The sequence below is a fragment of the Tsuneonella deserti genome, assembly GCF_014644315.1.
Classification (GTDB): domain Bacteria; phylum Pseudomonadota; class Alphaproteobacteria; order Sphingomonadales; family Sphingomonadaceae; genus Tsuneonella; species Tsuneonella deserti.
The window spans coordinates 1,666,249-1,686,931 of the sequence record NZ_BMKL01000001.1; the positions used below are offsets into that span (position 1 = coordinate 1,666,249).

Annotated in this window: 23 protein-coding genes; 10 read left to right on the top strand and 13 right to left on the bottom strand. The window is 64.9% G+C overall.

Features of this window, described 5'->3' with window-relative positions; translation table 11 throughout:
* The first annotated feature begins 12 nt into the window (after window positions 1–12).
* Complete coding sequence (locus IEW58_RS07990; RefSeq protein WP_188644633.1) at window positions 13–960, top strand: peptidylprolyl isomerase; 948 nt, start codon at window positions 13–15, stop codon at window positions 958–960.
* Window positions 961–966: 6 nt separating this feature from the next.
* On the opposite strand, the gene IEW58_RS07995 is transcribed toward IEW58_RS07990, so the two are convergent.
* From IEW58_RS07995 to IEW58_RS08005, 3 genes are read right to left on the bottom strand one after another with little or no spacing between them, the layout of a single operon-like run.
* On the bottom strand, window positions 967–1,692 hold the full coding sequence (locus IEW58_RS07995) for a methyltransferase domain-containing protein (protein WP_188644634.1): 726 nt from the start codon (window positions 1,690–1,692) through the stop codon (window positions 967–969).
* A gap of 38 nt (window positions 1,693–1,730) precedes the next feature.
* Entirely contained in the window at window positions 1,731–2,159 is a 429-nt protein-coding gene (locus IEW58_RS08000; RefSeq protein WP_229658507.1) for a VOC family protein, read from the bottom strand.
* The gene (locus IEW58_RS08005) at window positions 2,128–4,218 is read right to left on the bottom strand and encodes a RelA/SpoT family protein (RefSeq protein ID WP_188644635.1); all 2,091 of its coding nucleotides are present in this window, start codon (window positions 4,216–4,218) and stop codon (window positions 2,128–2,130) included. Before IEW58_RS08005 ends, IEW58_RS08000 begins: the two co-directional genes overlap by 32 nt.
* Before the next feature lie 151 nt (window positions 4,219–4,369).
* Between IEW58_RS08005 and IEW58_RS08010 the strand changes: the two genes are divergently transcribed.
* From IEW58_RS08010 to IEW58_RS08020, 3 genes are read left to right on the top strand one after another with little or no spacing between them, the layout of a single operon-like run.
* The gene (locus IEW58_RS08010) at window positions 4,370–5,782 is read left to right on the top strand and encodes a cytochrome ubiquinol oxidase subunit I (RefSeq protein ID WP_188644636.1); all 1,413 of its coding nucleotides are present in this window, start codon (window positions 4,370–4,372) and stop codon (window positions 5,780–5,782) included.
* Entirely contained in the window at window positions 5,779–6,786 is a 1,008-nt protein-coding gene (cydB, locus tag IEW58_RS08015) for a cytochrome d ubiquinol oxidase subunit II (protein ID WP_188644637.1), read from the top strand. Before IEW58_RS08010 ends, cydB begins: the two co-directional genes overlap by 4 nt.
* A complete protein-coding gene (locus IEW58_RS08020) occupies window positions 6,735–6,923 on the top strand; it encodes a DUF2474 domain-containing protein (RefSeq protein WP_373284732.1) in 189 nt (62 codons plus the stop codon). Before cydB ends, IEW58_RS08020 begins: the two co-directional genes overlap by 52 nt.
* Here the strand turns inward: IEW58_RS08020 and IEW58_RS08025 are convergent.
* Both IEW58_RS08025 and hemF read right to left on the bottom strand, forming a co-directional pair.
* On the bottom strand, window positions 6,910–8,817 hold the full coding sequence (locus IEW58_RS08025; RefSeq protein ID WP_188644638.1) for a M1 family metallopeptidase: 1,908 nt from the start codon (window positions 8,815–8,817) through the stop codon (window positions 6,910–6,912). The two genes, IEW58_RS08020 and IEW58_RS08025, sit on opposite strands and share 14 nt — an antisense overlap.
* Before the next feature lie 56 nt (window positions 8,818–8,873).
* Complete coding sequence (hemF, locus tag IEW58_RS08030) at window positions 8,874–9,731, bottom strand: oxygen-dependent coproporphyrinogen oxidase (protein ID WP_188644639.1); 858 nt, start codon at window positions 9,729–9,731, stop codon at window positions 8,874–8,876.
* A gap of 44 nt (window positions 9,732–9,775) precedes the next feature.
* Here hemF and pdeM point away from each other — a divergent pair, with 44 nt between their 5' ends.
* The 5 genes from pdeM to IEW58_RS08055 all read left to right on the top strand — a co-directional run bounded on the left by pdeM (window position 9,776) and on the right by IEW58_RS08055 (window position 14,583).
* A complete protein-coding gene (pdeM, locus tag IEW58_RS08035) occupies window positions 9,776–10,483 on the top strand; it encodes a ligase-associated DNA damage response endonuclease PdeM (RefSeq protein WP_188644640.1) in 708 nt (235 codons plus the stop codon).
* A gap of 95 nt (window positions 10,484–10,578) precedes the next feature.
* Window positions 10,579–11,100: a translation initiation factor IF-3 gene (gene infC, locus IEW58_RS08040; protein ID WP_188644641.1), complete on the top strand. Its 522-nt coding sequence runs from the start codon at window positions 10,579–10,581 to the stop codon at window positions 11,098–11,100.
* A 56-nt stretch (window positions 11,101–11,156) separates the two neighbouring features.
* Window positions 11,157–11,774 (top strand): hypothetical protein, encoded by a 618-nt coding sequence (locus IEW58_RS08045; protein ID WP_188644642.1) that lies wholly within the window; start codon window positions 11,157–11,159, stop codon window positions 11,772–11,774.
* Window positions 11,775–11,839: 65 nt separating this feature from the next.
* Entirely contained in the window at window positions 11,840–13,123 is a 1,284-nt protein-coding gene (locus tag IEW58_RS08050) for an MFS transporter (protein WP_229658509.1), read from the top strand.
* A gap of 161 nt (window positions 13,124–13,284) precedes the next feature.
* Entirely contained in the window at window positions 13,285–14,583 is a 1,299-nt protein-coding gene (locus IEW58_RS08055) for a cystathionine gamma-synthase family protein (protein ID WP_188644643.1), read from the top strand.
* Here IEW58_RS08055 and IEW58_RS08060 read toward each other — a convergent pair.
* Together IEW58_RS08060 and IEW58_RS08065 are read right to left on the bottom strand one after the other, a co-directional pair.
* Complete coding sequence (locus IEW58_RS08060) at window positions 14,580–15,407, bottom strand: phytanoyl-CoA dioxygenase family protein (protein ID WP_229658510.1); 828 nt, start codon at window positions 15,405–15,407, stop codon at window positions 14,580–14,582. The genes IEW58_RS08055 and IEW58_RS08060 overlap by 4 nt on opposite strands.
* Window positions 15,395–15,928, bottom strand: coding sequence for a J domain-containing protein (locus IEW58_RS08065; protein ID WP_188644645.1), 534 nt, complete (start codon window positions 15,926–15,928; stop codon window positions 15,395–15,397). The genes IEW58_RS08060 and IEW58_RS08065 overlap by 13 nt, the downstream gene beginning before the upstream one ends.
* 123 nt (window positions 15,929–16,051) lie before the next feature.
* Here IEW58_RS08065 and IEW58_RS08070 point away from each other — a divergent pair, with 123 nt between their 5' ends.
* Window positions 16,052–16,234 carry a hypothetical protein gene (locus IEW58_RS08070; protein ID WP_188644646.1) on the top strand — a complete coding sequence of 61 codons (183 nt, stop codon included), beginning with the start codon at window positions 16,052–16,054 and terminating at the stop codon, window positions 16,232–16,234.
* Here IEW58_RS08070 and pal read toward each other — a convergent pair.
* The 6 genes from pal to IEW58_RS08100 form a co-directional block, all read right to left on the bottom strand.
* The gene (gene pal, locus IEW58_RS08075; protein WP_188644647.1) at window positions 16,231–16,746 is read right to left on the bottom strand and encodes a peptidoglycan-associated lipoprotein Pal; all 516 of its coding nucleotides are present in this window, start codon (window positions 16,744–16,746) and stop codon (window positions 16,231–16,233) included. The genes IEW58_RS08070 and pal overlap by 4 nt on opposite strands.
* A 63-nt stretch (window positions 16,747–16,809) precedes the next feature.
* Window positions 16,810–18,186 (bottom strand): Tol-Pal system beta propeller repeat protein TolB, encoded by a 1,377-nt coding sequence (tolB, locus tag IEW58_RS08080; RefSeq protein ID WP_188644648.1) that lies wholly within the window; start codon window positions 18,184–18,186, stop codon window positions 16,810–16,812.
* Window positions 18,183–19,040: a cell envelope integrity protein TolA gene (tolA, locus tag IEW58_RS08085; RefSeq protein ID WP_188644649.1), complete on the bottom strand. Its 858-nt coding sequence runs from the start codon at window positions 19,038–19,040 to the stop codon at window positions 18,183–18,185. The genes tolB and tolA overlap by 4 nt, the downstream gene beginning before the upstream one ends.
* Before the next feature lie 13 nt (window positions 19,041–19,053).
* On the bottom strand, window positions 19,054–19,491 hold the full coding sequence (locus IEW58_RS08090; RefSeq protein WP_188644650.1) for an ExbD/TolR family protein: 438 nt from the start codon (window positions 19,489–19,491) through the stop codon (window positions 19,054–19,056).
* Between the two features lie 2 nt (window positions 19,492–19,493).
* Entirely contained in the window at window positions 19,494–20,201 is a 708-nt protein-coding gene (gene tolQ / locus IEW58_RS08095; RefSeq protein WP_188644651.1) for a protein TolQ, read from the bottom strand.
* The gene (locus IEW58_RS08100; RefSeq protein WP_188644652.1) at window positions 20,198–20,650 is read right to left on the bottom strand and encodes a YbgC/FadM family acyl-CoA thioesterase; all 453 of its coding nucleotides are present in this window, start codon (window positions 20,648–20,650) and stop codon (window positions 20,198–20,200) included. Before IEW58_RS08100 ends, tolQ begins: the two co-directional genes overlap by 4 nt.
* Between the last annotated feature and the right edge of the window lie 33 nt (window positions 20,651–20,683).

The window sequence follows — 20,683 nt, forward strand, 5'->3', positions numbered from 1 at the left end:
ACAACGCGGCGCATGAAATCGCTTCTCGCATGCGCCGCCCTTTTCGCCGTCCCCGCATATGCCGCGGAGGAGACGCGATCTCTCTCACCAGCCGAGATTGTCGCGGCCGCCCCGCAGGAGGCATGGAGCGAGATCGCGGCGGACGACCTCCTGGTGATGACGCTGGCGCCCGATCGGAATGGCACTCCACGACGGGTGGTAATCCAGTTGATCGCGGAGCCCTACAGCGAGGCCTGGACAGCCAACATCCGGACATTGGCGAAGGCGCACTGGTGGGATGGTCTCGCGATCGTTCGCGCGCAGGACAACTACGTCGTCCAGTGGGGCGATCCCGATGGCGAGGAGGCGGGCAAGGCGCGCCCTCTCCCGCAAGGCCTGCGCACGACCAGCGAAAGCCAGTACACCGTATCGGGTGACGCGCCCGGCTGGACCCGGTTCAAGGATGTCACCTGGCCACGCGGAGACGTAAGCCATTATGTCTCGTTCGATCGCGGCTGGCCGATCGAGGGTGCAGGCACCCCGGACAGCGCATCCCATTGGCCGGTTCACTGTTACGGCTCGGTCGGCGTCGGCCGAAACTTGTCGCCCGATGCGGGGACCGGTGCCGAACTCTACGCGGTGATCGGCCACGCACCACGCCAACTGGACCGCAACATCGCGGTCGTCGGACGTGTAGTCGAAGGCATCGAACACCTGTCGGTCCTGCCGCGCGGGACGGGTCCGCTCGGGTTCTATGCGACCCCGGGCGAGCGCACGGGCATCGTTTCGATCAGGCTGGCGAGCGACCTGTCGGAGGCGGAGCGACCGAGGTTTGAATACCTCATCAGTGATACGCCGGCGTTCGCCCGCTACGTCGATGCCCGGGCCAACCGGCGCGACGAGTTCTTCATCGCACCTGCGGGCGGCGTGGATGTGTGCAATGCGCCAGTGCCGGTGAGGAAACTTCCGACCCATCCGTGAGCTGGCTCATGCAGGCGGAGACAAGCCGAAAATGTCGCCGCCGCTGACAGACCCCACATGGAACCAGGGCTCGCGCCCGAACAGCTCGGGCGCCCGCGGGTTGATATAGATTACCCGAATCGTGCGCGGTTGCGCCCGCGCGGAGTCGACCAGGCGCGCGGCAATCCGTTCCACGAGAACAGGATCGAACGGGTTGTTCATGAAGACGACGAGATCGGTTCCGGGAAACCGGAATTGCGCGGCGTCGCCCAGTTCACAGGAGATCCGACGGTTGCCCAGCCGTTCCAGGTTGGTGCGGCAGATGGCATCGAGCTCGGCCGCAAACTCCACTCCGACGATCTTCGGGAAAGGATATTCGGCGGCCATCATCAGCGCCCGCCCCTTGCCAGAGCCGAGATCGACAAAGGTGGCGTCCGCGACATCGATGTCGAGGCCCTCCATGGCGGAATGGAACTGTCGCGGCACGGTGGCGATATGCGAACCGCCGAGAGCGGCGTTGGGAGAGTCGATCGTAAGGTCGAACAGCAACTGCGTCCCTCCGGTATCGACCCCGTGCGTCTCGTCGTACTCGCGGTCCATCGCCGCCTTGAACCGGCGATATTCGCGCATGTCTTTCGATGGCAAACCGATCATGAAGCGCACGTATTTGACGATGCGCTGGAACGTGCCCCATGGCCCTTCGCGTCGCATCACCGCGACTAACCGGCCGGTAATCCACTTCAGGTTGATCATCGGCGGCTCCCCCTCACCTCTGCAAACCTCCCATTTCGTCAGCCATCAGTTCCGCTGGACGAGCCGTCTCCGATCTTTTGCATCAGTTCGATCCGGTTGCCGAATGGGTCGCGGACATCCCCGCGCACATAGCCCGGCAGTGGGATACCCTCGGTAAAAGGAACCCCCGTCCGATCAAATGCAGCACGAAGGGCGTCGAGATCGCTGACCAGCAGGGCTGGATGGGCTTTCGCCGATGGATGGAAAGGATCTGCCACCCCCAGGTGGAGTTCGGCCCCAGCTGACTGGAACCAGCACCCGCCACGCCCGGCGAGGGCGGCAGGCTTTTCCCGCTCGGTGAAACCCAGCACGCCGCAATAGAAGGCTCGGGCTTGCTCCTCCCCTCCCGTCGGCATCGAGAGTTGCACGTGATCGAATCCGACGATCACCTCGGCATCACATGCGTTCGGCTTGCGCGACCGCGTCACTGGCGCGCAGCGCGCTCAGGATTCGCGTCAGGTGCGCAAGATCCTTCACGTCGAGTTCGACGTCGTAGGTGGTGAACGGGTGATCCTTCTGCGTCTGGTCGAGCGAAACCACGTTCGCATGGTTTTGAGCGAACAACCCCGCCATCTCGGCCAGCGTGCCGGGCCGATCGTAAAGAATCACCCGCAGCCGACCCGTGGCGCCCTGGCTGCGCTTGCCCCAGGAAAGATCGATCCAGTCGGCATCGATGCCACTGGCGAGTTGCAGGCAGTCGATCGCATGGACCTCGACCGCCTCTCCGGGCTTCCGAAGGCCGACGATCCGGTCGCCGGGCACCGGATGGCAGCATTCGGCGAGTCGAAAGCCGACCCCGGCCGTCAGCCCGCGGATCGAGATCGCCCGCTCCTGCCGCGGCCATTCCGATTGCTCTTCCAGGTTGGCGGTGCTGCCGGGAAGAAGAGCTTCCATGATCTCGCGGTCAGGCAGCTTGTTGGCCCCGATAGCATAGAGCAGTTCGTCCTCGTCTTCGAGTTCGAGCCGCCGAACCGCATCCTGCACCGCTTTCTTTCCGATCTTTGCCGGCAACCGCGCGGCGATCTCGTCGAAGAGCTTCCGGCCCAGAGCGGCGATTTCGTCGCGCTCTTTCAACCTGACCGCACGCCGGATGGACGCGCGCGCCTTGCCGGTGGTCACGAACCCCAGCCAGGAAAGCTGGGGTTCCGCATGCTTGCCCTTGATGATCTCGACGACGTCGCCGTTGTTGAGCGCCGTTCGCAGCGGCATGTGGCGCCCGTTTATCTTGGCGCCCACTGTCTGCGCGCCAAGATCAGTATGAACGGCGAACGCGAAATCTACCGGGGTCGCGCCCTTGGGCAGCTGGAACAGCGAGCCCTTGGGAGTGAAAGCGAAGATGCGATCCTGGTAGATCGCCATTCGCGTGTGCTCGAGCAGTTCCTCGGCATCGTGGCTGGCATCGACGATCTCGATCAGATCGCGCAGCCACCCGACCTGACCATCGGGACGGTCACCCTGCTTGTACGCCCAGTGCGCGGCGAGGCCGAACTCGTTCGTCCGATGCATCGCGCTGGTGCGGATCTGCACTTCGACCCGCATCGAATTCTCATAGATCAAGCTGGTGTGCAGGCTTCGATAGCCGTTGTTCTTGGGCGTCGAGATATAATCCTTGAAGCGGCCGGGGATGAATTGCCACGTGGTGTGCAGCACGCCGAGCGCACGGTAGCAATCGGCCTCGCTTTCGGTGATCACCCGGAAAGCCATGATGTCCGTGACCTGCTCGAAGTTCACGTGACGCTCGGCCATCTTGCGCCAGATCGAATAGGGGTGCTTCTCGCGCCCGGTCACTTCAACTTTCAGCCCGGCTTCCGCCAACGCCTGCTTGATGGCAAGGGCAATGGCATCGACCTGCCCGTGGTCGGCGCTGCGGATCTGGGCAAGTCGCCCGGTAATCGTAGCATATGCCTCGGGCTCGATCTGCTCGAACGCGAGCATCTGCATCTCGCGCATGTACTCGTACATGCCCACGCGTTCGGCGAGAGGCGCGTAGATCTCCATCGTTTCGCGGGCGATGCGCTGGCGCTTTTCCGGACTCTTGATGAAGTGCAGCGTGCGCATGTTGTGCAGGCGATCGCCCAGCTTCACGAGCAGGACGCGGATGTCCTCGCTCATGGCGAGCAGGAACTTGCGCAGGTTTTCGGCCGCGCGCTCGTTCTCGGGCATGGCCTCGATCTTCGATAGCTTGGTCACCCCGTCGACTAGGCGCGCTACTTCCTCTCCGAACAGCGTCTCGACATCCTCGATAGTCGCGAGAGTGTCCTCGACGGTGTCGTGGAGCAGCGCGGTGATGATCGTTTCCTGGTCGAGCTTCAGGTCGGTCATCAGCCCGGCGACTTCCACCGGATGACTGAAATATGGATCGCCGCTCGCGCGCTTCTGGGTGCCGTGCTTCTGCACGGTGTAGACGTAGGCGCGGTTCAGCAGCGCCTCGTCGGCGTCCGGGTCGTACTCCTTGACCCGCTCAACCAGTTCATATTGTCGCAGCATCCTGTGTTGTGATGTGCGGATTGATCGGGCGGGAGCAAGCCTTTTCGCCAGCCCGTCGCCGATAACACAGGCAGGACCGATGCATTAAGCTCAACCCATGATGGCAAATGCGCCATTGAGAGTGCTCCCGCTCAGGCCCATATCGCCCGCGATGCCAGATTTCGACGCCCTGTTCCTGGCGCGGCTGCAGTTCGCCTTCACGGTGAGCTTCCACTTCATCTTTCCGGCCCTGACGATCGGCCTGGCGAGCTATCTCGCCGTGCTGGAAGGCCTGTGGCTGCGGACCGGAAAGCAGCTTTACCTCGATCTCTTCCGCTACTGGGTGAAGATCTTCGCGGTCAATTTCGGGATGGGCGTCGTCTCGGGGATCGTACTCTCATACCAGTTCGGCACAAACTGGGCGGTGTTCTCGGACAAGGCGGGGCCAGTCATCGGACCGCTGATGGCTTACGAGGTGCTCACGGCTTTCTTCCTCGAGGCCGGGTTCCTTGGCGTCATGCTCTTCGGGATGGAAAAGGTTGGCAGGAAACTTCATTTCGCGGCGACGCTGGCAGTCGCGCTCGGAACGCTTCTTTCTTCGTTCTGGATCCTGGCTGCGAATAGCTGGATGCACACCCCCCAAGGGTACGAAATGGCCGCCAATGGCCAGTTCCTGCCCGGTCCGAGTTGGTGGACGATAATCTTCAACCCCAGCTTGCCCTATCGTCTCACGCACACGGTCATCGCAGCCTATCTCACCACGGCTTTGGTCGTCGGCGCTGTGGGCGCATGGCACCTCTTGCGCGGACGGGCGACGCCGCAGGTGCGCAAGATGTTCTCGATGGCGATGTGGATGGCGGCGCTGGTGGCGCCGGTGCAGATCTTCGTCGGCGACCAGCACGGCCTCAACACCCTGCAGCACCAGCCGGTTAAGGTGATGGCAATGGAGGGTCATTATGAGAGCCACGCCGATGGCGCGCCCCTTTACCTGTTCGGGATCCCCAACGATCGGGAACAGCGGCTGGACTATGCGGTTGGCATTCCCAAGCTCGGCAGCCTGATCCTCAAGCACAGTCTCAATGGCTCGATGCCGGGGCTCGATACCGTGCCAGACGCGGACCAGCCGCCGGTCGCCGTGGTGTTCTGGTCTTTCCGCATCATGGTGGGCCTTGGACTTCTCATGCTGGCACTCGGCCTGTTGAGCCTCTGGACGCGCTGGCGCGGGACTCTTTACGAGTCCCGCCTTCTCCAGAGGTTCGCCCTCGCCATGGGGCCGGCCGGCTTCGTCGCGGTGATTGCGGGCTGGGTGACGACTGAAGTCGGCCGCCAGCCCTTCATCATTTATGGACTGTTGCGCACCAGCGATGGCGTCAGCGCGGTTGGCGCGCCGGCGGTTGCTACTTCGCTGCTGGCATTCATCGGCGTCTACTTCGCGGTCTTCGGAGTAGGCATCTGGTACATCCTGCGGCTGATGAGCGATCCTCCCACGGCGCGCGAGCCGGGAGCAGAAGCCGAGGACGAGCCGATCCGGTCCGCCGGGACCACGCCCGCCGCCCAAGCTGCTCACGGCGGGGAAGGCGCATGAGCGTCAACTTCGATCTCACTGCCATCTGGGCCTTCATCATCGCCTTTGCAGTGTTCGCCTATGTGGTGATGGACGGGTTCGACCTGGGCATAGGCATCCTCTTCCCCACGCTGACCGTCGGCCACGGCCGGAACCGGGCGATGAATTCGATCGCGCCCGTGTGGGACGGCAACGAAACCTGGCTGGTAATGGGCGGCGGGGGGCTCCTGGCAGCGTTCCCGCTCGCCTACTCGGTCATCCTCCCGGCGACCTATCCGTTGATCATCGCCATGCTGCTCGGCCTGGTCTTCCGCGGCGTTGCGTTCGAATTCCGCCTCCGCGACGAAAGGCACCGCGCGCTTTGGGATGCCGGGTTCTTCGGCGGATCGCTGGTGGCGGCGCTGTCGCAAGGCATGGTGCTCGGCGCGATCCTGCAGGGCATCGCGGTCGAGAACAGGCACTATGCCGGCAGCTGGTGGGACTGGCTGACGCCCTACACCTTGCTGACAGGCCTTGGCGTGGTCGCAGGATACACCCTGCTTGGCGCATGCTGGCTCATCTGGAAGACGCAGGACGACCTGCAGGCCAAGGCCTACCGAATTGCCACCCGCGCGGGGATCGCCACCCTGGTGCTCATGGGCGCGGTCAGCGCGTACAACCTGGCGCTCCTGCCGCAGTATCGTGAACGCTGGCTGGAGATGCCGAACATCCTGTTCGCCAGTCAGGTGCCGTTGCTGACGGCGATCATCGCGGTGTGGCTGTTCCGCGCCATCCGCAAACGGCGCCAGCTTGCCCCCTTCATGCTTTCGCTGACGCTGTTCCTGCTCGGCATGGCGGGGCTTGGCGTGACTATCTGGCCTTATGTCCTGCCCGGCCAACTGACCATCTGGGATGCCGCCGCGCCGGAACGGAGCCAGGTGTTCATGCTCATCGGCGCGGCGATCACCATCCCGCTCATCCTCGGTTACACTGCGTGGTCGTACTGGGTCTTCCGCGGCAAGGTGGGCGACGAGGGATACCATTGAGCACTCCGCCATCAGCCGAGCCTCCGCCCGGCCCGCTTTGGCGGCGGCTCGCTTGGATGGCCGCAATCTGGGCGACGAGCGTCGCGGCGCTCGGCGTCGTTGCCTTCGTGCTCAGGCTGTGGATCACTCCTTCTTAAGCACGACCTTGTCCACGCTGCCCGTCGTCACCGCATGGTATCCGGGGCGCGTCTTCGCGTAGATCCGGCGGGCGATGGTGGTTCCCCACTCGCCTTCACCCATCAGGGTCGCGAACAGCGGCTGGACGAACTTGCGGCGGCCCACCCGCTCAAGGAACCGGTCGGCCACCGGCACCGCGGGTTCGTAGCGATTGGCCAGAGCGAGCTGGAGCCAGGCGAAAAGGATTTCGTCGTTTCCTTCGCCGGAGAGCCCCAGCGCCTGATCGAGCGCGGCAAGCTGCGCGGCAGTTCGTTCGGAAGGAGCCTTGGCCATGAAGCGCAGCCGTTCGGCCGTGGTCCAGTCGCGCCACGCGGCGGCGGGGATGGCCCCGCCCTGTCCGTAGGCAGCAGCCGCCGCATCGACGGCGGCGAATGCCGCGGGATCGGGGCGGGCCACGTTTGCAGGCAAGCCGGGTTGGTAGATCCATTCCTCGAGCATCAGCTTTTGCCCGAGCGCTGCGTCGCTGCCGACGAGATTTGCATTCATATCGGCCAGGATCATCGCGCTGGTGGCGGGCTGGAAGGCGTGATTGTCGAACCATTGGCGCAGCCAGGCATCGAAGCGCTCTCGCCCGGCGATGGTTTCGACCGTGCGCATGAAGGTTGCGCCCTTGTCGTAAATCACCCCGCCGAGGCCGCCATCGGGCCCGGCGACGCCGTCAGGCAGGTGGAGCGCGGTCGCCGGGTTGCTTGCTCCTGCACCGGCCAGTTCCCGCTCCATCTCGCCGAAGCTCAGAGCCGCTTCCTGCTGCGCGCGATGCTTGCCGTAGAGCGCCTCGATGATGCGGTTTTCGAAGTAGCTGGTGACGCCCTCGTTAAGCCAGGAATCCGACCAGTTGGCGTTGGTTACAAGGTTGCCGGACCACGAGTGCGCGAGTTCGTGCGCGACCAGCCCGTTGAGGCTGCGATCGCCCGCGATGAAGGTCGGCGTCAGGAAAGTGAGAGTGGGGTTCTCCATGCCGCCGTAGGGGAAGCTCGGCGGCAGGACGATCATGTCGTAGCGGCCCCAGCGGTAAGGGCCATAAAGCTTCTCGGCCGCCTCGACCATTTTCTCCGTGTCGGCCGTTTCGTAAGCCGCCGCTTCGAGCGTCGCCGGCTCCGCCCACACGCCGGTGCGGGGGCCAAGCTCGCGGAAAGCGATGTCGCCCGCCGCGATCGCGATCAGGTAGGGCGCGACCGGCTTGTCCATGGCGTAAGTGAAAGCGCGGCGATCGCCGAGATCCTCTGGCTCGCCCTGCTTCAGGCCGGACATGACGACCGTCAACGGCTTGGGCGCAGTAATGCGCGCGCGCCAGGTCTGGCGGATGCCGGGGCTATCCTGCGTCGGGATCCAGGTCCGGTTGAGGATCGCCTGGCCCTGGCTGAACAGGAACGGGTGTACCTTGCCGGCGGTCTGTTCCGGTGCGAGCCACTGAAGCGCCTCCGCGCCAGGCGCGGCGATGTACTGGATCGTAATCCGGCGGCGCTCCGGGCCTGGCCCCAAATCGATCGTCAGCGGCGCGCCCTTCCCTTCGGCCGCGGTACCCAGCTCAAACGGAAGCTGGGCCCCGCTCGCGTCGGTGATCCGCTTTATTTGCAGGCCCCGGCTGTCGAGGACCAGAGTTCGTGCATCAGGCGCCGCCAGCACATCGAGCATGGCCGTGCCGCTCACGGTCCTTCCCGCGAAGTCCAGCGCGAGGTCCAGGTCGACGTGCGTCACGCGCGCCACTTCGGGCTGGGCGTACGACGCGGTATCGCGCGCGTCCGCAGTGGTGAGAATCGGCGCCACCCGCGCACTCTCGGGCGCGGCAGGCGTCATCGTGGTGCAGGCGGCGGTAGCGGTGGACAGCAGGAGGGCGGCGGCAAGACGGCGCATGATTTTCTCCGGGGAGGATTTATGGCAAAAATGGTGATCGAGGGGAGAGGCGGGGCTCAGCTCCACACCGCCTCGGGCGGCAGGCTCATCAGGATGGCATCGATGTTGCCGCCAGTCCGGAGGCCGAAGAGAGTTCCCCGGTCATACACCAGGTTGAATTCGGCATAGCGGCCACGCCATTCGAGTTGCTGGAGCTTGTCCTGTTCGGTGAACAGCGAGTCCATTCGGCGGCGGACGATCTTGGGAAATACGTCGAGAAATGCGCGCCCGACATCCTGGGTGAAGGCGAAGTTCCGCTCCCACGCGGCCTCGTCGGCGCACTCCATGTGATCATAGAAGATACCGCCGACGCCCCGGTGCACCTTGCGATGGGGGATGTAGAAGTAATCGTCGGCCCACTTCTTGAACCGGTCGTAATATGTGGGATTGTGTCCGGCACAGGCGGCCCGGAAGGCTGCGTGGAACTGCTCCGTATCCTCGTCGTAGGGGATCGGGGGGTTGAGATCCGCGCCTCCCCCGAACCATGCCTTCGACGTGGTGAGGAAGCGAGTGTTCATGTGCACCGCCGGCACATGCGGGTTTGCCATGTGGGCCACCAGGCTGATGCCAGTCGCGGTGAAGCCGGGATTCTCCTCGCTCGCGCCGTTGATCGTGGCGGCGAAACCGGGCGCGAAATTGCCGTGAACGGTCGAGACGTTGACACCGACCTTTTCGAACACCTTGCCTTTCATGGCGCCGCGCGTGCCGCCGCCCGGTTCGGCCAGACCTTCTTCCTCGCGCGTCCAGCTGGCGTATTCGAAAGCGGCATCGGATCCGGCCTCGCGCTCGATTGCCTCGAACTCGGCGCAGATATCGTCGCGCAAGGTTTCGAACCAATCCTTCGCGCGGGCGGTGTAAGGGGTCCAAACGGTCATCCCCTCCCCTTGCCAAGCGGAATCGGCTCGGGCAAGAGCGCGCCATGGTTCCCCTTTCGTTCGCTGGCGAGGAATTTGCCATCACGCAGGGCCGCGCGCTCTACTGGCCGCGTGAACGCGCGCTGCTGGTGGCCGACCTGCACCTTGAGAAAGCGAGCTTCTTTGCCCGCCATGGACAAATGCTGCCGCCGTACGACAGCCGCGAGACGCTGGAACGGCTGGCATTGGCGATCCGCGAAACGGGCGCGAGGCGGGTTTACACGCTGGGCGACAATTTCCATGATTCGAGCGGTGCCGAGCGGCTTGAACCGCATGCCGCGGGAATGCTTGCCGCGCTGACCCGGGCCACCGATTGGGTGTGGATCACCGGCAATCATGACATCGGCAAGGACGGCAAGGTCGCAGAAGCCACGGCTGGCGGCACCCTGGCCGACGAACTCGAGATCGCAGGCATCGTGCTTCGCCACCGGGCGCTGCGCGGTGAGACTCGCGCGGAGCTATCGGGGCACTTCCACCCCCGCCTGCAGGTGACGGTTCGGGAGCGCCGCATCCGCCGGGCCTGCGCGGTCGTCAGCGGTGACGGACGCGGTTCGGGAAGGATGATCCTGCCTGCTTTCGGCGCGTTGACCGGGGGAATGGACGCAGGCGATCCGGAGATCCTCAAGGCCCTTCAACCGGCTCGCGCGATCGATGCGGTGGTGCCTGCGGGTGGCAAGCTTGCCACATTCCCGCTCTGGCGCGCAGCCGCCTGAATTGCGGCCCCTTCCGTCGCGGGCGATTCAGCACTAAGTAGCCTCCGACGATACAACCTTCAGGAGAACGCCCCATAGCCCGTCCCCCCCGTCGCATGCTGGCCCCGCCCGTAAAGAGCGGCCCCCGCTACGACAATCTGATCCAGTCCGATAAAGTCCGCGTGATCGACGAGAACGGCGAGAACCTCGGCGTCATGTACACGCGCGAAGCGATCGAGCAGGCCAATGGCATCGGCCTCAACCTGGTCGAGATCTCGCCTAACGCCGATCCGCCGGTCGCCAAGTTCCTCGATGTCGGCAAGCACCGCTACGAAGCGCAGAAGAAGGCGAACGCCGCGCGCAAGACCCAGCGGACCCAGGACATCAAGGAAATCAAGATGCGCCCGAACATCGACGATCACGATTACGATGTGAAGATGCGCAACGTCCGCAAGTTCATCGAGGAAGGCGACAAGGTGAAGATGACCCTGCGCTTCCGCGGCCGCGAAATGGCGCACCAGGAACTGGGCATGGACCTTTTGAAGCGGGTGCAGGAAGACACTGCGGAGATCGCCAAGGTCGAGGCCTATCCGCGCCTCGAAGGCCGGCAGATGCTGATGGTGATTTCGCCCAAGTAAGGAACCTCGTCGCGGCCCTGCCGGTTTGAATGGCAGGCCGCGACAGGAAAGTCCTTATGATCCGGAAGTCTCATGCGGTGCTGGTACTCGGCGCTCTATCGATCGTCTCCTGCCAACAAGGCGCCAACCAGCAAGGCGAAGGTAAACTCGATGCTGGGACCGCCGCAGAGGTTCCGGCTCCTGCCGGGTACCCTGCACGGCAGAGTTCCACGCCCGCACCTGCGCCGACAACGGTGGTCGCAAGCCCGGACACGGGCGAGAACGACGGCTCGCCCGACATCACGCCGGCCGCGCTCAGCGGCGACGCGGCGAAAGGCGTGAAAGGCGCGCGCAACCTACTCCTCGCCTGGGCGCGCGGCATAGAATTGCGCGAGTTCGACCAGGCGTGGAGCCTGATGGGCGATGCGGCAAAGGCGAAGATTTCCAGGCAGGCCTTCAACGCCATGTTCGCCCCGCTGCGCGATATCAGCGTCGCCGTCCCCGGCGGCACCCTGGAGGGGGCCGCCGGATCGAGTTACTACACCGTTCCCGCCACCGTCACGGGAACCCTTGCCGGCGGCAGCGGAGCCACTCTGCGCGGGGAGGTGATCTTGCGGCGGGTGAACGACGTGCCGGGCGCGACGCCGGAACAACTCCGCTGGCACATCGAGAGCATCGACCTGCGCCCGGCCTAGCGAGGCTTCCTCGCCGCCGCCTTCCGGTCTAAGCGCCGCAAGGGTAGAGGGACGGGGGCTTGGGAATGGCAAGACTGGCGATACCGCGCCGGCGGCTCGTATCGATCATGGGGGGCTCGGCGGGCAATCTGGTCGAATGGTACGACTGGTTCGCCTATGCCTCGTTCGCGATCTACTTCGCGCCGGTCTTTTTCCCGAAAGCGGACCCGACCGCACAATTGCTCAGCACGGCCGCGATCTTCGCCGCCGGTTTCGTCATGCGCCCTGTCGGTGCGTGGGTCATGGGCCGCTTCGCCGATGCGCGGGGGCGGAAGGCCGGCCTGACGCTTTCGGTGGCGCTGATGTTCTCCGGCTCGATCCTGATCGCGTTGGCGCCAACTTACGCCACCGCCGGCCTACTCGGTCCCGCCACCTTGCTACTGGCTCGCGTGGTCCAGGGCTTGTCGCTTGGCGGCGAATATGGCGCGAGCGCCACATATCTGTCGGAAATGGCTCCCAAGGAGAACCGCGGCTTCTGGGCAAGCTTCCAATACATGACCCTGTGCGGAGGGCAGCTCGCGGCGATTGCGGTCGCTGTCATCCTCCAGGGCTTCCTCAGCGAGGCACAGCTTACCGCCTGGGGTTGGCGCATCCCGTTCGTGATCGGGGCGATCCTGGCGCTTGGTGTATACCTGCTGCGCCGGAACCTGGCCGAAACGCCAACCTTCGAGAACCAGGCAGTCGACCGCCCGGTCTCCACCGCACGTCTCCTCTGGCGCGAACACCGGCGCGAGAGCATCCTCGTCGCCATGCTGTCCGCTGGCGGGGGGCTCGGCGCCTATACTTATACCAGCTACATGCAGAAGTACCTGTTCAACACGGTAGGCTTCGACAAGGCGACCGCCACTTACATCGTGGCCGCCGGGTTGCTGTGGTTCACCGCGATGCAGCCTCTTTTCGGGGCACTGGCCGACCGTTTCGGGCGCAAGCCGATGCTGCTCTTGTTCGGGATCGGCGGGGCGGTGGCCGCCATCCCGGTATTCATGACCCTGGAACGGACGAGTTCTCCGGTCATGGCCGCGCTCATACTTCTCATTCCGCTGACCTTGCAATCGGGCTACAGTGCCAACAACGCGCTGGTGAAGGCCGAACTGTTCCCCGCCCACATTCGGGGGCTCGGGGTCGCTCTGCCGTACGCAATTGGCAACGCGGCGTTTGCAGGCACGCTGGAAATGGTCGCGCTGGCCCTAAAGGGAGCGGGCCTCGAGCGATGGTTCTATCTCTACGTCGCCGTGGTCATCGCCATGGCCGGGGTCGCCACTTTGCTCCTGCCCGAGACCCGTGAGCGCAGCCTGATCGAAGACGACTGAGAACATATCCGGTTACGGTTGAAATCAATCACGCGCGCGATTAGTCGCGGCGGTCAACGGCGAGCCGGTGGAGATGCGTCCTGCGGAGGTTAGGACGCGAGCGCCCCGGCCCCCTTGCGCGGCTCCCGCCTCCCTGGGAGCGTTCGGCCCGAGGATGCCAAATGACTGACACCACTTCCCCAAACCGCAAGCCAAAGGCCGCCATCACCGCGATCGGCGACCACCAGCTTAAGCCGTCCACCCTGATGATGGGCGCGGGATACGATCCGGCGCTTTCGGAGGGCAGCCTCAAGCCGCCGATCTTCCTGACCAGCACGTTCGCGTTCGAAAACGCCGCGGCGGGCAAGCGCCACTTCGAAGGCATCACCGGCAAGCGTCCGGGCGGCTCGGAAGGGCTCGTCTATTCGCGCTTCAACGGTCCAAACCAGGAAATCCTCGAGGCGCGCCTGTCGATCTGGGACGGCGCCGAGGAGACGCTGTGCTTCTCTAGCGGCATGACCGCCATCTGCGTGCTGATGTTGGCGCTGTGTTCGGCGGGTGACGTGATCGTCCATTCGGGCCCGCTCTACGCCGCGAGCGAGGGCTTCGTCGCCAAGACCCTGAGCCGCTTCGGAGTCACCTACATCGACTTCCCCGCCGGCGCCGATCGTGCCGAGCTGGACTCGGTAATGGCGAGGGCCAAGGCCCAGGCCGAGAGCCAGGGCGGCAAGGTCGCGCTGATCTATCTGGAAAGCCCGGCCAACCCGACCAACGCCCTCGTCGATGTGGAGGCAGTGCGCGACGCCCGCGACGCCGCGCTCGGGGCGGATTGCCCGATCGCGATCGACAATACCTTTCTCGGTCCACTGTGGTCGCGTCCGCTCGACCACGGGGCGGACATGGTGGTCTATTCGCTCACCAAGTACGTCGGCGGTCATTCCGACCTCGTAGCCGGTAGCGTATCGGGTGCGAAGAAGTGGATCACGCCGATCCGCATGCTCCGCAACACGATGGGCGGCATAGCCGATCCAAACACTGCCTGGATGCTTCTGCGCAGCCTCGAGACGGTCGAACTGCGCATGGACCGCGCCGGCCAGAACGCCGCCAAGGTGTGTGAATTCCTCGCCGCTCACCCCAAGGTAGAGAAGCTCGGCTATCTCGGGATGATCGACGACCCGCGCCAGCAGGACATCTTCGATCGTCATTGCACCGGCGCAGGCAGCACCTTTTCCGTGTTCATCAAGGGCGGCGAAGCAGAATGCTTCCGGTTCCTCGATGCGCTGACGATCGCCAAGCTCGCGGTCAGCCTTGGCGGCACCGAGACCCTTGCCAGCCACCCCGCGTCGATGACCCATCTTTCGGTGCCCGATGAGCGCAAGACTGCCCTCGGCATCACGGACAACCTCGTGCGGATCAGCATCGGGATCGAGGACCCCGACGACCTGATCGCCGATTTCAGGCAGGCCCTCGAAGGGGTCTAGCCAGCGGGCTGCTCGCCGACCTTGCGCAGCACCTTGCCAAGGCCGGCGTGCACCCACCTTCCTCCGCCACTCGCCCTCGCGAAGCGCCGGTCGAGCAGCGGGACGACATCCTCGTCGACCATCAGTCGGGTGCGCGCGGTGCCGCCAAAGTTGGTCATGTCGGTCCAGAACGGACGGCACAGGGTCAGATAGAGCGCGGGTCGCGGACGGTCGCTGCGATTGGGAAGGCCCCAATGCAACGTCTCGTAGTTCCACGCGATGAGGGAACCCCGCGGCAGCGGGGCCATAGCTGGCTCGGGAAGGGAATCCGGCGGGGGATAGCGATGCGTTCCCAGGTGAAAGCCTGTGGCGCCATTGTCGCTATCGACGTCCACAAGTGGAATGAGCACGGTCAGAGCGAAAGGGGGCAGGATCTTGGCGAGTTGTGTTCCGGGAAAAAGCTCGGTCCCGTCCCGATGATGATGCTGCTCGGTACAACCCGGAAACGCCATGAGCATGCCGAATCCATCGACCACCCAATCCGGACCCAGCGCTCCTTCGGCCAAGGCCATCAAGGCCGGCAGATGGAGCACTCCGCTGTCGTAGACGGCACGGCTGATTGCGACCGGCGCGATGAAGCGCCCTTCGCCGTTGTTCTGGAAATCCGTCAGCAGAGCCTTGTCGGCAAATTCCGGGTGCCGGCGCATCACCGCTTCGCGCAGGGCATCGACCGTGTCGGAGGTCAGCAACCCGTCAAGTACGACGACCCCGTCACTGCGAAGAGCCGCGTTCGCGGGGGCCGGATCGGCTGCCGCGAATCGGGCAATCGACCTTACCCCTTCCACTCTCTTCGCTCTTCGGCCTGTCGCAACACCTCGTAGGCGACCTGGAACTTCTGGAATTCGGCTGCGGCTGCCTTGTCTCCGGGCTTCACGTCCGGGTGCACCTGCTTGGCTTTCTCGCGCCACGCTTTCTTGACGGCTGCAAAGTCCGCGTCGGCCTCCAGTTCCAGAAGCTCGAGAGCGCGCATTTCATCGCCGCTGCGGCTGCCGTCGCCGCTGCCGGCCCAGCCGTAGTGGGCCGACTCTGCATAACCGGCGTTGTCGCGCTGTTCGGTGCGCGCACGCTCGGCCGCCTCCTCCTTGTCGAGGCCCTCGAAATAATCCCACTTGCTGTTGTATTCGGCCGCATGGCGCTGGCAAAAATGCCAACGGTCGGGGTTGTTCGGGCTCTTGGGCGCGGGACAATTGCCCGGCTCGTCACACCCATGGCGATCGCACAAGCGTACCTCGACCGCCTCTCGCGCACCGCCGTAGCTGCGCCAGCGCGGGAAGCCCCAGTCCATCGATCGGCGAGCGCCTGTCATGTGGTTAGGATCACGTTCACGAGTTGAAATCTAGGAGGCGCGGACCGGCTTGGGAAGCACCCTCGCCGTGACCCTTGCAGAAATGTTGCACTGCAGCAATAAAGTCTCTATATGAAACCGGTCATGCCGAAAATGAGCCCCCAGTTGATGCTTTCCGCAGCTGCCTCGGTGCTGGCAATGGCGGCGTTTGCTGTGAGCGGACCGGGGGGCGATAGAGACCTTACTCTGGGCGCAGGCGCCAGCCCGATCATGGCCAGCTTGCCCGCGCCCTCGTTCTCGCTGCCTTCGCCCTTCAGCCTCCGCTAGTTGACGACGACTGACACGGCGCGGCGGTTCTGCGCCCACGCGGCCTCGTTCGAACCGAGCGCAACAGGGCGTTCCTTGCCATAGCTCACGGTACTAATGCGGCTTGCTGCCACCCCAAGGCTGACCAGGTAGTTCTTCGCGGCGTTCGCGCGCCGCTCGCCCAGCGCGAGATTGTATTCGCGCGTCCCGCGTTCGTCGGCATGCCCTTCGACGGTGATCGAAATCTGCGGGTACTGGGTCAGATAGGCCGCCTGCGTCTGCAGCGCGGCGGCGTCGGCGCTGTCCACGTTGTACTGGTCGGTATCGAAGTAGATCACGTTCTGGCCGTTCACGGCGTTCACGAAGTGCTGCTGGCTGCCAAGCACCGCCGCGCCGGTCTCGTTGCCCATATCGCCAGAGCTGGTTGACGTCGGCGTCGGTTCGGGCGGGAGCGAAGCCGGCGGCTCCTTCTTGCAGGCGCCCAGCGCGGCCGTGCCTGCAAGCAGCGCGGCGATGACGATGTGGCGGTTCATGTTTCTCTCCTATCGGACTTAAACGGTGCGACCCGTCGTTTCGTGTCAGTGGATCGAATGCGCTTATGGCAGGATCGGTCCCCAGGCGGGGTCCGAACCATCGACCGGAGTCGCGAGGCGGCGTTCGTTTCGACCGGTCAGATCGACCTGGTAAAGTGCTGTCTTGCCCGTATTCCGCTCGGTGCGGAAGAACTGGATGACCCGCCCGTTCGGCGCCCAGGTGGGCGCTTCGTCCTGCCAGCCATGCGTCAGGGTGCGGACGCCACCGCCAGAGGGGTTCATGACCGAAATGTTGAAGCTGCTCGCGTTGGTGAAGGCGATCTGGTCGCCGCGCGGGCTCCATTCCGGCGTCGCGCACCGTCCACCGCCGAAGCTGATCCGCCGCTGGTTCGATCCGTCGGCGTTCATCACATAGCACTGCTGGCTGCCGGAACGGTCGCTTTCGAACACGATCTGCCTGCCATCGGGCGAATAGGAGCCACCAATGTCGATGCCGGGAGTGTCGGTCAGGCGGACACTCTGCCCACCCTGCGCCGACACGCGGTAGATGTCGGTATTGCCCGCCACCGCCATCGAATAGAGCACCCACTTTCCGTCGGGCGACCAGCGCGGCGCGAATGTCGGATTGGTGGATTGGGTCACAAGTGTCTGCCGCCCGGTACCGATGTCGTAGACATAGATGCGCGGGTTCTTGTCCACGTACGAAAGGTACATCAGCTTGCGGTAGTCCGGCGAATACCGGGGCGTGAGCGCGGTCGCCCGGCCGTTGGTGATGAAGCGGTGGTTGGCCCCATCCGAATCCATGATCGCCAGCCGCTTGACCCGGTTCCCCTTGGGTCCGGTCTCGGCGATATAGGCGATCCGGCTGTCGAAGAACGGGCTTTCGCCGGACAGTCGCGAATACACCAGGTCCGCGCACTTGTGAGCGGCGCGCCGCCAGTCTGCCGGAGGTACGACCCATCCGGCCCGGGCCAGTTCCTTTTGAAGTTGCACGTCGTACAGGTAGCAGCCGACCGTCAACCGGCCGTCCGCCCCGGCGCGGACGTAGCCTTCGACCAGCATTTCGGCGCTGCGGCCCGACCAGATGCCCCACGCGGGTGCGGTGATCTCCCCGAAGCTCGGCTGGGGCAGTGCCGATGGGCCGACCGGCTTGAACAACCCGTTGTTCTTCAGATCGTTGTACACGACCTGGGCCAGCTCGCGTCCCAGGGCAGCGGTGCCGCCGGAATTGGCTGGGGTCGGCGCATCGCGGTCCGTGGCGAACGACGGGATCGCGATGCCGAGGTCTTCGAGGTTGCCCTCGAAGCTCACCGAGCCGGAGAGCCCCTCCTCCTCGGTCACTTCCACCGGCGTATCGCTCGGCGGTTTCTGGCCCAGGTCCTGCGCGGCCACAGGCAGGGATACAGTCAGCATCAGGAGAGCGGCGAATGTCTTCTTCATTGCGATAGCTTCCAATCGAAATCGACGGTGACGACCTTCCAGGCCTCGTAATATTCTTCCGGCAGATCGAACGGCGCGGCAAGTTGGACAGCGCGGATGGCGAGCTCTCCGTGACGCCCTGCCTGCGGCTGGTTCGTCTCGTTTATTCCGCTCTGCCGCACGATCTCAGGTCGACCTGCAAGACTGCCATCGGGATTGAGCCGGAAACGCACCTTGGTCACCAGTTCCTCGACGTCAGGACCGCTCGGCGGCTGCCACTTGGGGCGCAGCTGGCGGGCTACAGCCTGAAACAGGCTCGCCTTGGCGCTGGCTCCGATCTGGTTTGCGGGCGTGCGCGTTTCGCGGGTGGTGGTACTGCTCCCCGCGCCCGGCAGGAAGTCCGCCCCGATCCGGCTTCCACCGGCCGGCTTCGGCTTGGCGACGGGTTTCGGCGTCGAACGCGTCTTGCTCGCCGGAGCATCCGGACGGCGACGGGGTTCGCTCGAGGACGTCGTTTGTCTGGGCCTTGGGGCGGCGGTAGCGCGCGGAACGGGCCTGGGTTTGGGCGGCGTCGTGGCGACCGGGCGTGGAGCCTCTACGGGCCTGGCAATTTCAGGCTGCGGCGCGGCTTCGACGGGTGGCGCGGGCTCGGGAGCCAATGTCGGCGCGATCGCGGCGGCGCTTTCCGGCACAGGCTCCGGAGCCGTCGCTTCGAGACCGACTTCGGTCGAAAGATTGACCGTCATCTTCTCGACCGGCGGCAGCGGCTTGCGGTTTGCCGGCTGGACCAGCAGCGCGGCGGCGAGCGCCACGTGCAGCGCCAGCGCGATGCCAAGGCCAATGCGTTCTTCGCGGCGGAGATCGGCAAGAACCATCGTAGCCGCGGGGCTATGGCGCCGAGACTGAACTGTTGGTGACCAGCGAGATCGAGTTGAACCCGCCACGGTTCAGCTCGCCCATCACCGCCATCACCCGCCCGTAATCGAGCGACTTGTCAGCGCGGAGCGTCACGACAGGTGGCTCTCCCCCGCCCTGCCCGAGCCGCGCGAGTGCATCCGGAAACCCGCCGATCGGCACCTGCTCCTTGTCGATGAAGATGTAGCCCTTGCGGTCGATCGAGATCGTCACCTGCTTGGGATCCTGGTCGATCGCATTCGCCCGGCTGTCCGGAAGTTCGATCGGGACGCCCGCGGTGAGCAGCGGCGCGGTGACCATGAAGATGATCAGCAGCACCAGCATGACGTCGACCAGCGGCGTGACGTTTATTTCCGCCATCGGCGCCCGGCCGCGCCGTCCGCGACGCTTCGCATGCAGGCCCATCGCCATCGTCAGAGGGTCTCCAGCTCGCGGCTGAGGCTGCCGTGCAGGCGATCGGCAAAGCGCTGCAAGCGTCCCTCCAGGCCGTTCACCGAATGGCTGAAGCGGTTGTAGGCGATCACCGCGGGGATCGCGGCGAACAGGCCGATCGCGGTGGCGAACAGCGCTTCCGAGATGCCCGGCGCGACCACCGCCAGAGAGGAGTTCTGCTGCTGCCCGATCTGGAAGAAGCTGTTCATGATGCCCCAGACGGTGCCGAACAGACCCACGAAGGGCGCCACCGAGCCGACCGTGGCCAGGAAATTGAGGCGGTTCGACAGTTCATCGGCCTCCGCCGAAACCTGGCTCTCCATCGTCGCAGCAAGGCGCTGGCGCAGTCCGTCGCGGTCTATCACCCGGCCGCCCTTGGTCGAGTGGCGCCATTCGCGCATTCCCGCGGCGGCGACGCGGGCGCTGGCGATGTCCTTCTTGCCGCGCTCCTTCATCAGCGCGTCGAAGTTTTCCGCCTGCCAGAAGTCGTCCTCGTAATCACGGCAGCGGCGTCGCACCGCGCCCATCCGCAGCGAGAAGCTGACAATGATCATCCAGGTCCACACGCTCGCCAATAACAGGCCGATCATCACTGCCTGGACGACGATGTCGGCATCGAGGAACAGTTGAACCGGATTGAGGCGGCCCGGTGCTGCGCCGGCCGCGGCGAGTATTTCAAGCTGTGTCATTCGGCACTTTCTGAAAATTGGGCAAACGCCGCGCGCCACGCGGCGGGCTGCCGGCGCGGACGGCCGGCGGGATCGATGAAGCCGACGCGGGCCGTCTGCTCGGCGAGCAGTTCGCCGTCGCGGGTTGCGCGCTGGCGGATCTTCACGCTGGCCGCCCCAAGCTCGACGCAGCGGGTCTCGATAAGCACCGCATCGTCCAGCCGCGCTGGACGGGCGTAGCGGATATGCAGGTCGGCCACCGCGTAGGCGCCCTCGCCGGCTTCAACCGCTGCGCGCTGATCGATGCCGAGCACGCGCAGGAGGTCGCTCCGCGCCCGTTCGAACCAGCGCAGGTAGTTGGCATGATAGACGATCCCCGAAAGATCCGTGTCTTCGTAATAGGCGCGCACCGCGAACAAATGGCGCGGCCCGTCGATCACGCCGCCGGGAGGTTGAGGCTGCTCGCTCATCGCGAGGGGCCTTAGCCCTGACGCGAGTCGGCT

Coding starts and splice junctions, on each gene's coding strand:
- IEW58_RS07990 (WP_188644633.1), top strand. CDS start 13: ATGAAATCGCTTCTCGCATGCGCCGCCCTTTTCGCCGTCCCCGCATAT.
- IEW58_RS07995 (WP_188644634.1), bottom strand. CDS start 1,692: ATGATCAACCTGAAGTGGATTACCGGCCGGTTAGTCGCGGTGATGCGA.
- IEW58_RS08005 (WP_188644635.1), bottom strand. CDS start 4,218: ATGCTGCGACAATATGAACTGGTTGAGCGGGTCAAGGAGTACGACCCG.
- IEW58_RS08010 (WP_188644636.1), top strand. CDS start 4,370: ATGCCAGATTTCGACGCCCTGTTCCTGGCGCGGCTGCAGTTCGCCTTC.
- cydB (WP_188644637.1), top strand. CDS start 5,779: ATGAGCGTCAACTTCGATCTCACTGCCATCTGGGCCTTCATCATCGCC.
- IEW58_RS08025 (WP_188644638.1), bottom strand. CDS start 8,817: ATGCGCCGTCTTGCCGCCGCCCTCCTGCTGTCCACCGCTACCGCCGCC.
- hemF (WP_188644639.1), bottom strand. CDS start 9,731: ATGACCGTTTGGACCCCTTACACCGCCCGCGCGAAGGATTGGTTCGAA.
- pdeM (WP_188644640.1), top strand. CDS start 9,776: ATGGTTCCCCTTTCGTTCGCTGGCGAGGAATTTGCCATCACGCAGGGC.
- infC (WP_188644641.1), top strand. CDS start 10,579: ATGCTGGCCCCGCCCGTAAAGAGCGGCCCCCGCTACGACAATCTGATC.
- IEW58_RS08045 (WP_188644642.1), top strand. CDS start 11,157: ATGATCCGGAAGTCTCATGCGGTGCTGGTACTCGGCGCTCTATCGATC.
- IEW58_RS08050 (WP_229658509.1), top strand. CDS start 11,840: ATGGCAAGACTGGCGATACCGCGCCGGCGGCTCGTATCGATCATGGGG.
- IEW58_RS08055 (WP_188644643.1), top strand. CDS start 13,285: ATGACTGACACCACTTCCCCAAACCGCAAGCCAAAGGCCGCCATCACC.
- IEW58_RS08065 (WP_188644645.1), bottom strand. CDS start 15,928: ATGACAGGCGCTCGCCGATCGATGGACTGGGGCTTCCCGCGCTGGCGC.
- IEW58_RS08070 (WP_188644646.1), top strand. CDS start 16,052: ATGCCGAAAATGAGCCCCCAGTTGATGCTTTCCGCAGCTGCCTCGGTG.
- pal (WP_188644647.1), bottom strand. CDS start 16,746: ATGAACCGCCACATCGTCATCGCCGCGCTGCTTGCAGGCACGGCCGCG.
- tolB (WP_188644648.1), bottom strand. CDS start 18,186: ATGAAGAAGACATTCGCCGCTCTCCTGATGCTGACTGTATCCCTGCCT.
- tolA (WP_188644649.1), bottom strand. CDS start 19,040: ATGGTTCTTGCCGATCTCCGCCGCGAAGAACGCATTGGCCTTGGCATC.
- IEW58_RS08090 (WP_188644650.1), bottom strand. CDS start 19,491: ATGGCGATGGGCCTGCATGCGAAGCGTCGCGGACGGCGCGGCCGGGCG.
- tolQ (WP_188644651.1), bottom strand. CDS start 20,201: ATGACACAGCTTGAAATACTCGCCGCGGCCGGCGCAGCACCGGGCCGC.
- IEW58_RS08100 (WP_188644652.1), bottom strand. CDS start 20,650: ATGAGCGAGCAGCCTCAACCTCCCGGCGGCGTGATCGACGGGCCGCGC.